The organism is Klebsiella sp. K47 (assembly GCF_051858335.1).
Taxonomy (GTDB): Bacteria; Pseudomonadota; Gammaproteobacteria; order Enterobacterales; family Enterobacteriaceae; genus Klebsiella; species Klebsiella pneumoniae.
In genome coordinates, this window is record NZ_JBPYUI010000039.1 from 1 (window position 1) to 11909 (window position 11909).

Sequence of the window (11909 nt, forward strand, 5' to 3'; positions counted from 1 at the left end):
TTTCAGGATTTTTCTCTGCAACCGAACCGGCTGTTTGTGTGAAGTGATTCACATCCGCCGTGTCGATGGAGGCGCATTATAGGGAGTTCTCGAGCGTCCGCAATAGAAAAATGGCAGAAAAATGACTGACTGCTGCATTCCCCAGCAAAACCCCGCTTTATACCTCGTTACACACAGAATTATCCACAGGAGAGCGTAAAAACATGACCGCTAGCCCCGTGGATCGCCAGCTATATAGAAGGAGATTCACCGGCCTGGAGAGAAACATAAAAATTCGCGAGCGTTGCGCAAACGTTTTCGTTACAATGCCGCGCTATGACACGGATGCCCGGTTGGGTGCGTTAGGTGAGTTTTTAGGCAAAAACTCACCTAACGCTCTCTGTAATGTTCAAATCCTGGGGATTTAATACCATGCAACAACGTCGTCCAGTCCGCCGCGCTCTGCTCAGTGTTTCTGACAAGGCCGGTATCGTCGAATTCGCGCAGGCGCTTTCCGCTCGTGGTGTCGAGCTGCTGTCCACCGGCGGCACCGCTCGCCTGCTGGCAGATAAAGGCCTGCCGGTTACCGAAGTCTCTGACTACACCGGTTTCCCGGAAATGATGGATGGACGCGTGAAGACCCTGCATCCGAAAGTACACGGCGGCATCCTCGGTCGTCGCGGTCAGGATGACGGTATCATGCAGCAACACGGTATCGCGCCTATCGATATGGTTGTCGTTAACCTTTACCCGTTCGCCCAGACCGTCGCTCGTGAAGGATGCTCGCTGGAAGACGCGGTGGAAAACATCGATATCGGCGGCCCGACCATGGTGCGCTCCGCGGCGAAGAACCATAAAGATGTCGCCATCGTAGTTAAGAGCAGCGACTACGACGCCATCATTAATGAGATGGACGCCAACGAAGGTTCCCTCACGCTGGCCACCCGCTTCGACCTCGCCATTAAAGCCTTCGAACACACCGCCGCTTACGACAGCATGATCGCCAACTACTTCGGCAGCATGGTTCCGGCCTATCACGGCGAAAGCAAAGAAGCCGCTGGCCGCTTCCCGCGTACCCTGAATCTGAACTTCATTAAGAAGCAGGATATGCGCTACGGCGAAAACAGCCACCAGCAGGCGGCTTTCTATATAGAAGAGAATGTAAAAGAGGCCTCCGTGGCGACCGCCACTCAGCTGCAGGGCAAAGCGCTCTCCTATAACAACATTGCCGATACCGATGCGGCGCTGGAGTGCGTGAAAGAGTTCAACGAGCCGGCCTGCGTTATCGTCAAGCATGCCAACCCGTGCGGCGTTGCCGTCAGCGACTCGATTCTTGACGCCTACGATCGCGCTTACAAAACCGACCCGACCTCCGCGTTCGGCGGCATCATTGCCTTTAACCGCGAGCTGGATGCTGAAACCGCGCAGGCGATCATCTCTCGCCAGTTCGTCGAAGTGATCATCGCGCCGTCCGCCAGCGAAGAAGCGCTGAAAATCACCGCCGCGAAGCAGAACGTCCGCGTACTGACCTGCGGCCAGTGGGATACTCGCGTTGCCGGCCTCGATTTCAAACGCGTTAACGGTGGTCTGCTGGTTCAGGACCGCGATCTCGGCATGGTCACCGCAGGTGAACTGCGCGTGGTCAGCAAACGTCAGCCAACCGAGCAGGAACTGCGCGATGCGCTGTTCTGCTGGAAAGTGGCGAAATTCGTCAAATCCAACGCCATCGTTTATGCCAAAGATAATATGACCATCGGCATAGGCGCCGGTCAGATGAGCCGCGTCTACTCGGCGAAAATCGCCGGAATTAAAGCCGGTGATGAAGGTCTGGAAGTGAAAGGTTCCGCCATGGCCTCTGACGCTTTCTTCCCGTTCCGCGACGGCATCGATGCCGCAGCCGCGGTAGGCATCACCTGCGTTATTCAGCCGGGCGGCTCTATCCGTGACGACGAAGTGATTGCCGCCGCTGACGAACACGGCATCGCCATGATCTTCACCGACATGCGCCACTTCCGCCATTAATTCCTGGAGCAGCAGATGAAAGTATTAGTAATCGGTAACGGCGGGCGCGAGCACGCGCTGGCCTGGAAAGCGGCTCAGTCGCCGCTGGTTGATACCGTCTATGTCGCGCCGGGCAACGCCGGTACCGCCCTGGAGCCGTCGCTGCAAAACGTCGCCATCGGCGTCACCGATATTCCGGCCCTGCTACGCTTCGCGCAGGATGAGAAAATCGATCTGACCATCGTTGGCCCGGAAGCGCCGTTGGTCATTGGCGTGGTCGATGCGTTCCGTGCCGCAGGGCTCGCCATCTTCGGGCCAACCGAAGGCGCCGCGCAGCTGGAAGGTTCAAAAGCCTTCACCAAAGATTTTCTCGCCCGTCATCATATTCCGACGGCGGAATACCAGAACTTCACCGAAGTGGAGCCTGCGCTGGCTTATCTGCGCGAGAAAGGCGCGCCGATCGTCATCAAAGCCGACGGTCTGGCGGCGGGTAAAGGCGTTATCGTGGCGATGACCCTCGAGGAAGCCGAAGCGGCGGTCAAAGATATGTTGGCCGGCAACGCCTTTGGCGACGCAGGCCACCGCATCGTGATTGAAGAGTTCCTCGATGGCGAAGAGGCTAGCTTTATTGTGATGGTCGACGGCGAGCACGTCCTGCCGATGGCCACCAGCCAGGATCACAAGCGCGTCGGCAACGGCGATACCGGCCCGAACACCGGCGGGATGGGGGCGTACTCCCCGGCGCCGGTGGTTACTGACGAAGTCCACCAGCGCACCATGGAGCGGATTATCTGGCCAACCGTGAAAGGCATGGCCGCTGAAGGCAACACCTATACCGGTTTCCTCTACGCCGGTCTGATGATCGACAAGCAGGGCAACCCGAAGGTGATTGAGTTCAACTGCCGCTTTGGCGACCCGGAAACCCAACCGATCATGCTGCGCATGAAGTCCGACCTGGTCGAGCTGTGCCTCGCCGCCTGCGCGGGCAAGCTGGACGAGAAAACCTCCGAGTGGGATGACCGCGCGTCGCTGGGCGTGGTGGTTGCCGCCGGCGGCTATCCGGGCAGCTACAATACGGGCGATGAGATCTACGGCCTGCCGCAGCAGGAAGTCGCAGACGGTAAGGTCTTCCACGCCGGCACCAAACTGTCTGACGACCAGCGCGTGGTCACCAACGGCGGGCGCGTGCTGTGCGTCACCGCGCTGGGTGACTCCGTAGCGCAGGCGCAGCAGCGCGCCTATCAGCTGCTGACCGACATTCGCTGGGACGGTAGCTTTAGCCGTAGCGATATCGGCTGGCGCGCCATCGAACGTGAAAAGGCTAACGGCTAAGTTTCGCCAGCAGCGTTTTGCGCGTAATGCCTAACTGACGGGCGGCTTCAGTTTTGTTGCCGCCCGTTTTTTCCAGCGCCGCCAGAATCACCTCTTTCTCCACTTCCACTAACGGCTGAATTCCCCCCTCCTCGCTCCCGCCTGATGGCAGCGGCGTACCGGCGATCGCCAGGGGCAGTTCTCGCTCAGAGATATAGTTTCCGGTCAGTAGCACCACCGCCCGCTCCACCGCGTTTTCCAGCTCGCGAATATTGCCCGGCCAGGGATAGTGGATCAGCAGGTCCATCGCCTGTGGCGTGAACCCCTTTACCGTCTTACGATTGCGTTCGGTATAGCGTTTGAGAAAATGCTGCGCCAGCTGCGGAATATCTTCCCGTCGCCGGCGCAGCGGCGGTATCTCGATGGTCACAACGTTGAGTCGGTAATAGAGATCCTGGCGAAAGCGCCCGGCGCTCACCTCTTCCGCAAGGTTGCGATGGGTGGCGGCGATAAGCCGCACATCAACGGCAAGCGTCTGGTTGCTGCCGACCCGCTGCACCTCCCGCTCCTGAATCGCCCGCAGCAAGCGGACCTGCATCACTGGCGAGATATCGCCTATCTCATCAAGAAACAGCGTGCCGCCATCCGCTTCGACAAAGCGTCCTTCCCGCCGCCGATCCGCCCCGGTAAACGCCCCTTTTTCATGGCCGAAGAGTTCCGACTCCAGCAGTGACTCATTCAGCGCCGCGCAGTTGAGCGTGACCAACGGCTTGTCACGACGCTCGCTGCAGGCGTGGATGGCGTGCGCCACCAGCTCCTTACCGGTTCCCGACTCCCCATAAATCAGCACCGTCGCGTCCGAAGGGGCCACCAGCGTAATATCGTTAAGAAGCGCCTGCATCGCCGGGCTGTCGCCAATCATGCCCCACCGTGAATCCGTCGCAACGCTGGGGTCGCTCTCGCTCTGCCGGGTGTGCGCCAATGCCTGAACCAGCGTCTGCTGCAGGGTGTCAAAATCCAGCGGTTTAACCAGATAATCCAGCGCCCCGGACTTAATAGCTTCTACCGCCGTACCGACGCTGGAAAACGCCGTCATGATCAGCACCGGTATCGCCGGGTTATAGGCCTTAATCTCTTTTAACGTTGCGATACCGTCCATCTCCGCCATACGGATATCGCACAGCACCAGGTCGAAGACCTGCTGATGGATCTGCTCCAGCGCCTGCAGGCCGTTGTGAGCCAACCCCACCTGATAGCCCCAGCCGCGCAGCAGCGCCTGCAGGATCGTGCAGTGGCTGATGTCATCATCAACGACCAGAATCTGTACTTTATCGCTGCTCATCTTCCCTCCGTTGAGCATCCACCGGTAACCAAAGCGTAAATATCGCTCCAGCTCCCGGCTGACTTTCGGCGCGGATCGTCCCGCCATGTTGTTCGATAATATTCTGCACTACGGCCAGCCCCAGCCCGGTGCCGTCCGCCTTGGTGGTGAAATACGGCGTGAAGATAGCCTGTAACTCTTCATCGCTCATCCCCTTACCGCTATCCGTGACGACGATTTTCACCCGCTGACGATCGGCTTCGCTTGCTGTTACGCGAATGACGCCGTCACGGCCAATCGCCTGCATTGCATTCAGGTACAGATTCAACAGCACCTGATTCAGGCGATCGGGGTCGGCGCTGATCGTGGTTAACTCAGGTCGCGGAGTAAATTGCAGCGCGATCCCGCGGCTCTGCGCATCCTGGCTTACCAACTGCAATGAGTGGCGGATAAGCGCGTTGATATCGACTGTCTGGTAGTTTAGATGGGCGGGCCGGACCAGCTCCAGCAGCTCGCTGACCACCCGGTTCAGGCGATCAGCCTCTTTGGCCATCACCTGGGCTAACTGATGCGACTCGCCGCCAGGCGACGTGCGCTCGGCAAAATATTTCGCCAGCCCTTTAATCGACGAGAGCGGGTTGCGGATCTCGTGCGCGACCCCTGCCGCCAGATGGCCAAGCGCCACCAGCTTTTCCTTGCGGGCCATCGCCTCCAGCAGCTGTTTCCGCGAGCGACGATAGCGGCGGAACCAGAACTGAGCGAGGATCGTCGCCGCTATCACCAGCGCGGCGGCACCCAGCATGATGGCCATATTCCGCTGCCCGCGGGCCTGCGCGGCATCCAGCTCGCGGCTATCAAAGGCGATAAAAATCACCTGCGGGACGGTGGCCTGAGCCAGGGCGCTATTGCCGCGGTTCATCATTCCCATATGGTGGCCGCGGGCCGGATTAAGCGGGCGAAAATGGCGATAGATCTCCAGCGCCGGCTGCGGTTCGCTAAGCCGGCGCCAGCGGGCCTGTTCGCCAACCGCTAACGCACGCATCTGCGCCGGGCTATACAGCGTTTTACCCACCTGCTGCGGATCGCTATGGGCGATAATTTTACCGTTTTCATCGGTCACCGCGAACCACAGGACACCCGGTTGCCAGGCCATCTCTTCCAGCAGGGCCTGCAGCTGCGCATGATGCATACGCATCCCCATCCCGACGCGCGTGCCGGACTCCAGCGCGCGGATCAGCACGCTCCCTTTCTCTTCAATGGTTTGTCGGGCAGCGGTCGTCTCGCGACCGTAGTCGCGGACGATCATCGCGGAGAACAGCATGACCAGCAGCACAACCGTGCCGGTCAGCAGCCAGCTCAGCGCGCCAGCGGCGGCGTCCCGGGAGAGAGATTTGATCTTCATCGGCGAGTCCTTGTCATCTCTTTTTCACTATCTGCAGGCTCCTTCAGCAGAAATCATGCCATGTTTCCGCGCGGCCAATCCTGCTCTCAAACATATCGCCTGCGCTTAAGCGAGTAAAAATGACTCGCCTGACCCTGGCGGAACGGGTCATTTTTACTCGCTCTCCTCGGCAAAGGCTTCGGCAGGCCGACACAGACGGGCTTTTTCAGACTGGCATGGAAGATGCAATACCGAAGGAAACCACACAGGAGAAAATGCCATGAAACGGAACCGTACCTTACCTCTCGCCCTCGTTACCTTTGCCGCGCTGACCTTCGCCAGCAACGCGGCCTGGGCCAACCACCACTGGGGCAACAATAACGGGATGGGCAACCAGGGCTACAGTCAGCTGACCCAGGAGCAGCAGGCTACCGTGCAAAAGCTGCATAACGATTACTATGCGCAAACCAGCGCCCTGCGCCAGCAGCTGCAGTCCAAACGCTATGAGTACAATGCGCTGCTCACGGCGCAAAAGCCGGACAGCGGGAAGATTGAAGCTGTCGCTCAGGAGATGGAAGGCTTACGCCAGAAGCTGGATCAGCAGCGGGTGAAGTTTGATATCGCCCTGGCTGAGGCAGGCGTTCCCCGCGGCGCAGGAATGGGATATGGCGGCTGTCGCGGTAGCGCCGGCGGTCATATGGGCATGAACCACTGGTAAAGGTTAGAAGCTTTTTTCCGTCGGCTGCCAGGTGCAGAAGTTTTCATTGGCGACCAGCAGCAGTTGAGAGCCTTCCGGCGCCTCCAGCCAGGCAATGCTCACAGCGGCGGAAGCGTGGCTCTGGCGGCGTTCAATGTGCGCCAGGGCCCGGCTATCGAGGTCGGGCGTAACCGTCTGCCCTTCGCAGGTCAGCACGGTATGCGCGGCAGCGTTCCAGCGCCCCTGCCGCAGGACGACCCGCCCCTGGCGGAGGGCGTCGCTGGTCTGGCGGATCTGCTCGGCGCGATAACGATATAGCGCGACCTGGTCGCTGGAGAGCTGCTGCTTCTGCCCGTCCACTTCCCGTTGCATAAAGCTCAGATCGCCCTGCGCGTCGAAACGGGCGCGAATATGTTCCGGCGGTTTGCCATAGACATTGAGTTCGATAAGCGCCAGTTGATCGCCCTGCCAGCGATATTCGCTGGTCGAGGTGTCCCCGTGACGCCACGGGCTGAAGGCGGCGAGAAGATGGACTTCATCGCCAGAATCTTTACGCCAGATGCGCATCGCTCCCTGATTGTCCGCATATCCGCTGGCGGTAAACGGCGGTAGCGACGTGTCGTGGCTGCAGGCAGTCAGCAACAGGATGCCCGCCAGCGCCAGAGGCCGGCGCCAGACAGACAAAAGGGGCTTAATAGCCCCTTCGATAAAACTGTTCACTGCCACGCGGTCTTACTTAACTGCGTCTTTCAGTGCTTTGCCAGAAACAAATGCCGGCACGTTAGCTGCAGCGATTTTGATCTCTTTACCGGTCTGCGGGTTGCGGCCAGTACGCTCAGCGCGGTGGTTCACTTTGAAGGTACCGAAACCAACCAGTTGAACAGCATCACCTTCTTTCAGAGACTCAGTAATTGCAGCCAGGGTAGATTCCAGGGCAGCTTTAGCCTGTGCTTTGGACAGGTCAGCTTTGTCCGCAATTACATCAATCAGTTGAGTCTTGTTCATAAGTTATCCTTACAATGTGTTTATCGCTTGCTAAGCATCGAGTGCGACGGAAATGCCAAAAAAGCACCCTCCTGCATACACGCACCGATAGCCACTTTTTTTCGCCCTCCAAATGTAGACCAGACGGGGGGCGGAATGGAAGCCTTCAGACGCTACAATTCAGGCGGTAAATCACGTTTTCTGGTCTCACTGCTGAAAATTTATACCAATATTGCTCTCGCCAGCCTCGCGCAGGTCCGCGCGCAGGCCTTTTATCAGCTCAAGATCACGCTCTTCACAGTCGGCCAGCAGGCGGAAAATTTCCCACTGAATATCCCATTCCTGCTCTACCGCCGGATTCGCTTTCAACTCTTCGTCGGTCATTTCGCGACCTTCCTGGGTCATTTCCAGCATCGCCACGGTGGTGATGGAGGTCTTGCTCACCTCGATCGCGTGCTCGAGCGTTTCGCCGCTCAGACGAGAATGAATCAGTTCACTCAACGCCACGCAAGCGTCTATGGCCGGATAGACACCGTACATGTCGAAATCATCTGCCGCCGGGATCGCCTCTTCCAGCTTCTCCAGCTGGCTGTCGAAATTCACCTTCGCATCTTTAACCGTCAGCGTTTCCCAGATCAGGTCCAGGATACGACGATAAAGCAGGCCGTCGCCAAACTCGGTTTGCTTGCAGAACATCGCGTAGTTGGGATACATACGTTCGCACAGGCAGGCCATAAAAGTGACATGCTGCCAGCTTTCCAGCTTCTCCAGGCGCAGGTGAATCGGGTTTTGTAACATGATGAATTCTCGAAGTCAGAAATTAGGCGCAGTGTACCTGAATCAGCTGTGATTTGCTTGCCAACGCACAAACGACGGACGACGGGACGCCACCGCATCGGCCCAGCGCGTCGGCTCGGGCAGACGGTAGCCTCGCATGCAGCGCTCAACCCACATTAAAGCGCTGTCCATGCCTACCCGGTGGCCGGTGCTAATAAACAGCGGGTTGCAGCGCACTTTGCTGCGCCAGACCCAGGCCAGTTGCTCATTTTTATCCATCAGCGGGGCCAGCGCGCCAGGCTCATCACCCAGGTCGCCGATTTTGCCGCACAGGCGTTTTTTCGCCACTCCGATAGTCGGCACATCAATCATCAGGCCAAAATGGCTGGCGACGCCCAATCTCCGGGGATGAGAAATGCCGTGTCCGTCAACGAAGAGCAGGTCCGGTTTTTGCGAAAGCTGCTCCCACGCCGCCAGCAGCGCAGGCGTTTCGCGAAACGAGAGAAAGCCGGGAATATAGGGCATAGAGGTGGCGACCCGCGCCACCTGATACTCCACCAGCTCAAGCTCAGGCCAGGTCAGCAGCACCATCGCAGCCCGGGTGATCTCCCCTTCCTGCTCAAACCCGACGTCCGCGCCGCCGATCAACGCCGGCGGGTCGCGATCCAGTCGATCCGCACGCTCTACCGACGCGGCTAACTGTTGCTGTTGGGTACGTAGTGCGGCTAAATCCATAGGGCTTATCTCCTACTGGTGATAGGGTGCGGACAGACGGTGCACAGCCTCAACAAAGACGCCCGCATGCTCGGGGTCAACGTCCTGATGAATACCGTGTCCAAGGTTAAAGACGTGGCCTTCCCCCTGGCCAAAGCCGGCAAGAATAGTCGCCACTTCTTCTTCAATACGCGGGGCGGACGCATAGAGCATCGACGGATCCATATTGCCCTGTAGCGCTACTTTGTTACCCACGCGACGGCGAGCATCGGCAATATCGGTGGTCCAGTCGAGACCCAACGCATCGCAGCCGGTCTCCGCCATCGCTTCCAGCCACTGACCACCGCCTTTGGTGAACAGAGTCACCGGCACGCGGCGGCCTTCGTTTTCCCGCAGCAGGCCATCGACGATCTTATGCATGTAGTAGAGGGAGAACTGCTGATAGTCGCGGCCGGTCAGCACCCCGCCCCAGGTGTCAAAAATCATCACCGACTGCGCGCCGGCTTTGATCTGCGCGTTGAGATACAGGGTAACGCTCTTCGCCAGCTTATCCAGCAGCGCATGCAGCGCCTGCGGCTCGGCGTACATCATCTTTTTAATCACGGTGAAAGCCTTGCTGCTGCCGCCCTCCACCATGTACGTAGCCAGCGTCCATGGACTACCGGAAAAACCGATCAGCGGCACTTCGCCTTTCAGTTCGCGGCGAATGGTGCGCACGGCGTTCATTACATAGCCCAGCTCCTGCTCCGGATCCGGGATCGGCAGCTTGTCGACGTCGGCTTTACTTTTTACCGGCGAGGTGAAGCGCGGACCTTCGCCAGCTTCAAAGTACAGCCCCAGCCCCATGGCGTCCGGGATGGTCAGGATGTCCGAAAAGAGGATCGCCGCGTCCAGCGGGTAACGGCGCAGCGGCTGGAGAGTCACTTCGCAGGCCAGCTCGGCATTTTTACACAGCGACATAAAGTCGCCCGCTTGCGCACGGGTGGCTTTGTACTCCGGTAAATAGCGGCCCGCCTGGCGCATCATCCACACCGGGGTGACATCAACCGGCTGACGCAGCAGCGCGCGCAGGTAACGATCGTTCTTCAGTTCGGTCATTTTTACATTCCTTTAGCGTTGATACGCCCAGTGTAACATGTCACTCGAACTCTGCCCGACACATCGCGACGGTATCTTCGATAAGCCGCCGCGCCACTGTCCCCGGCGGCGGCAGAAGCGGCAGGTCGTCATAGCGATACCAGTCCGCGGTCAGTAACTCTTTTTTGTCGACCACGATCTCGCCATCTGCGTAATCCGCCATAAAGGCGGTCATCAGCGACTGCGGGAACGGCCATGGCTGAGAGGTCACGTAACGCAGGTTTTTTACCCGAATACCGCTCTCCTCCATCACCTCGCGAGCCACCGCCTGCTCAAGGGTTTCGCCGACCTCGACAAAGCCGGCCAGCACGGTGTGCACGCCGTTGCGATGGCGCGTATGTTGCGCCAGCAGGATCGCATCGTCGCGACGGATTGCCACGATAATGCAGGGGGCAATTTGCGGGTAGTAACGTTCACGGCAGTGGCTGCACAGCATCGCCCATTCGCTTTTGCTGGCATGCATCGGGTGGCCGCAGTAACCGCAAAATTTATGCGAGCGATAAAATTCGGCGAGCTGGATCCCCCGCCCAGCCAGCTGGAAGAGTCCCGGATCCTGATCCAGCACCTGGCGCAACGATCCCATGTCATGGCGACGATCCTGGCGCACCATCCACACGGACTCGCCCTGCCACTCGCCAATATGCAGCGCATGCTGGCCGACAAGATCGAAATTAACCGCTTCGCCATGTGGTAATTCTCCACCAGGCAACCATAATTTTTGTTCGTGACTGACAACCCACCAGCCGCGATCTAATTTTTCAATAATACGATCCATATCTATTGCACTACCTTTGCTTCACTGGCATGTTGTTAACATTATATTTACATTTTGGTGAGCAGATTTAAATCAAAACTAGCGGAGTCAATCATGCTAAACCAGCTGGAAAATCTGACGGAGCGCGTTGGCGGTAGTAATGAACTGGTCGATCGCTGGCTACAAGTGCGTAAGCATCTGCTCGTGGCTTACTACAACCTGGTTGGCCTGAAACCGGGCAAAGAGTCGTTTATGCGGCTAAACGAAAAGGCGCTGGATGACTTTTGCCAAAGTCTGGTGGATTACCTCTCATCCGGTCATTTTAGTATTTATGAACGCATTATTGGCGAAATGGAAGGCGATACCCCTCTTTTAGCCGCCACCCGGCTTTACCCGCAGCTGGAAGCCAATACCCAGCAGATGATGGACTACTACGATACCTGCCTCGAAAACGCCATCGATCACGATAACTATCTTGAATTTCAGCAGGCGCTGTCGGATATCGGCGAGTCGCTGGAGGCGCGTTTCGCGCTGGAAGATAAACTGATCGCCCTGGCTGTCGCCCATAACCTGAGCAATGACGTGCGCGATAATATTGCGCCGACCGCTTGAGTTGTGAACCGTTAACGCGTAATTTACGTACATTATCCCTCTGCGGAGGGATTTCATCTTGTCGGAGTGCCTATTTTCCATGCGCAGGCTAACGTGGAAAAGGCTGAGACCGTTAATTCGGGATCCGCGGAACCTGATCAGGCTAATACCTGCGAAGGGAACAAGAGTAAACTGCTGTTCGCGTCAGTCCGTCAGGGCCGATCGCATCTGTTACTCCATCCGTCGTCTGACAAGCCATGTC

The 11909-nt window shown here is 58.1% G+C and carries 12 protein-coding genes and 1 riboswitch; of the genes, 4 read left to right on the top strand and 8 right to left on the bottom strand.

Annotated elements, in window-relative coordinates; translation table 11 throughout:
• The first annotated feature begins 411 nt into the window (after positions 1-411).
• Complete coding sequence (purH, locus tag RRF55_RS24890) at positions 412-2001, top strand: bifunctional phosphoribosylaminoimidazolecarboxamide formyltransferase/IMP cyclohydrolase (RefSeq protein WP_002884359.1); 1590 nt, start codon at positions 412-414, stop codon at positions 1999-2001.
• 15 nt (positions 2002-2016) lie between these two features.
• A complete protein-coding gene (purD, locus tag RRF55_RS24895) occupies positions 2017-3312 on the top strand; it encodes a phosphoribosylamine--glycine ligase (RefSeq protein WP_020804630.1) in 1296 nt (431 codons plus the stop codon).
• On the opposite strand, the gene zraR is transcribed toward purD, so the two are convergent.
• On the bottom strand, positions 3302-4633 hold the full coding sequence (gene zraR, locus RRF55_RS24900) for a sigma-54-dependent response regulator transcription factor ZraR (protein ID WP_004895015.1): 1332 nt from the start codon (positions 4631-4633) through the stop codon (positions 3302-3304). The two genes, purD and zraR, sit on opposite strands and share 11 nt — an antisense overlap.
• Positions 4620-6014, bottom strand: coding sequence for a two-component system sensor histidine kinase ZraS (gene zraS / locus RRF55_RS24905; RefSeq protein WP_002884349.1), 1395 nt, complete (start codon positions 6012-6014; stop codon positions 4620-4622). The genes zraR and zraS overlap by 14 nt, the downstream gene beginning before the upstream one ends.
• A gap of 259 nt (positions 6015-6273) precedes the next feature.
• Here zraS and zraP point away from each other — a divergent pair, with 259 nt between their 5' ends.
• Positions 6274-6711 (top strand): zinc resistance sensor/chaperone ZraP, encoded by a 438-nt coding sequence (gene zraP, locus RRF55_RS24910; protein ID WP_002884346.1) that lies wholly within the window; start codon positions 6274-6276, stop codon positions 6709-6711.
• 3 nt (positions 6712-6714) lie between these two features.
• Here the strand turns inward: zraP and RRF55_RS24915 are convergent, their stop codons facing one another.
• The 6 genes from RRF55_RS24915 to nudC form a co-directional block, all read right to left on the bottom strand.
• A complete protein-coding gene (locus RRF55_RS24915) occupies positions 6715-7410 on the bottom strand; it encodes a DUF1481 domain-containing protein (RefSeq protein WP_002884344.1) in 696 nt (231 codons plus the stop codon).
• Between the two features lie 12 nt (positions 7411-7422).
• The gene (gene hupA, locus RRF55_RS24920; RefSeq protein ID WP_002884342.1) at positions 7423-7695 is read right to left on the bottom strand and encodes a nucleoid-associated protein HU-alpha; all 273 of its coding nucleotides are present in this window, start codon (positions 7693-7695) and stop codon (positions 7423-7425) included.
• A gap of 186 nt (positions 7696-7881) precedes the next feature.
• On the bottom strand, positions 7882-8472 hold the full coding sequence (locus RRF55_RS24925; RefSeq protein ID WP_002884331.1) for a YjaG family protein: 591 nt from the start codon (positions 8470-8472) through the stop codon (positions 7882-7884).
• A 42-nt stretch (positions 8473-8514) separates the two neighbouring features.
• Positions 8515-9186, bottom strand: a complete 672-nt coding sequence (nfi, locus tag RRF55_RS24930) for a deoxyribonuclease V (RefSeq protein ID WP_004152311.1) — start codon at positions 9184-9186, stop codon at positions 8515-8517.
• A 12-nt stretch (positions 9187-9198) separates the two neighbouring features.
• Positions 9199-10263, bottom strand: a complete 1065-nt coding sequence (gene hemE, locus RRF55_RS24935) for a uroporphyrinogen decarboxylase (RefSeq protein ID WP_002884329.1) — start codon at positions 10261-10263, stop codon at positions 9199-9201.
• Between the two features lie 40 nt (positions 10264-10303).
• Positions 10304-11077, bottom strand: coding sequence for an NAD(+) diphosphatase (gene nudC / locus RRF55_RS24940; protein ID WP_002884327.1), 774 nt, complete (start codon positions 11075-11077; stop codon positions 10304-10306).
• 93 nt (positions 11078-11170) lie between these two features.
• On the opposite strand from nudC, the gene RRF55_RS24945 reads away from it, so the two are divergent.
• Complete coding sequence (locus RRF55_RS24945; RefSeq protein ID WP_002884324.1) at positions 11171-11668, top strand: Rsd/AlgQ family anti-sigma factor; 498 nt, start codon at positions 11171-11173, stop codon at positions 11666-11668.
• Positions 11669-11720: 52 nt separating this feature from the next.
• Positions 11721-11845, top strand: a riboswitch (TPP riboswitch).
• Positions 11846-11909: the final 64 nt, after the last annotated feature.

Excerpts from the sequence above, each read along its gene's own strand:
- purH (WP_002884359.1), top strand. The coding sequence starts at position 412 with ATGCAACAACGTCGTCCAGTCCGCCGCGCTCTGCTCAGTGTTTCTGAC.
- purD (WP_020804630.1), top strand. The coding sequence starts at position 2,017 with ATGAAAGTATTAGTAATCGGTAACGGCGGGCGCGAGCACGCGCTGGCC.
- zraR (WP_004895015.1), bottom strand. The coding sequence starts at position 4,633 with ATGAGCAGCGATAAAGTACAGATTCTGGTCGTTGATGATGACATCAGC.
- zraS (WP_002884349.1), bottom strand. The coding sequence starts at position 6,014 with ATGAAGATCAAATCTCTCTCCCGGGACGCCGCCGCTGGCGCGCTGAGC.
- zraP (WP_002884346.1), top strand. The coding sequence starts at position 6,274 with ATGAAACGGAACCGTACCTTACCTCTCGCCCTCGTTACCTTTGCCGCG.
- hupA (WP_002884342.1), bottom strand. The coding sequence starts at position 7,695 with ATGAACAAGACTCAACTGATTGATGTAATTGCGGACAAAGCTGACCTG.
- RRF55_RS24925 (WP_002884331.1), bottom strand. The coding sequence starts at position 8,472 with ATGTTACAAAACCCGATTCACCTGCGCCTGGAGAAGCTGGAAAGCTGG.
- nfi (WP_004152311.1), bottom strand. The coding sequence starts at position 9,186 with ATGGATTTAGCCGCACTACGTACCCAACAGCAACAGTTAGCCGCGTCG.
- hemE (WP_002884329.1), bottom strand. The coding sequence starts at position 10,263 with ATGACCGAACTGAAGAACGATCGTTACCTGCGCGCGCTGCTGCGTCAG.
- nudC (WP_002884327.1), bottom strand. The coding sequence starts at position 11,077 with ATGGATCGTATTATTGAAAAATTAGATCGCGGCTGGTGGGTTGTCAGT.
- RRF55_RS24945 (WP_002884324.1), top strand. The coding sequence starts at position 11,171 with ATGCTAAACCAGCTGGAAAATCTGACGGAGCGCGTTGGCGGTAGTAAT.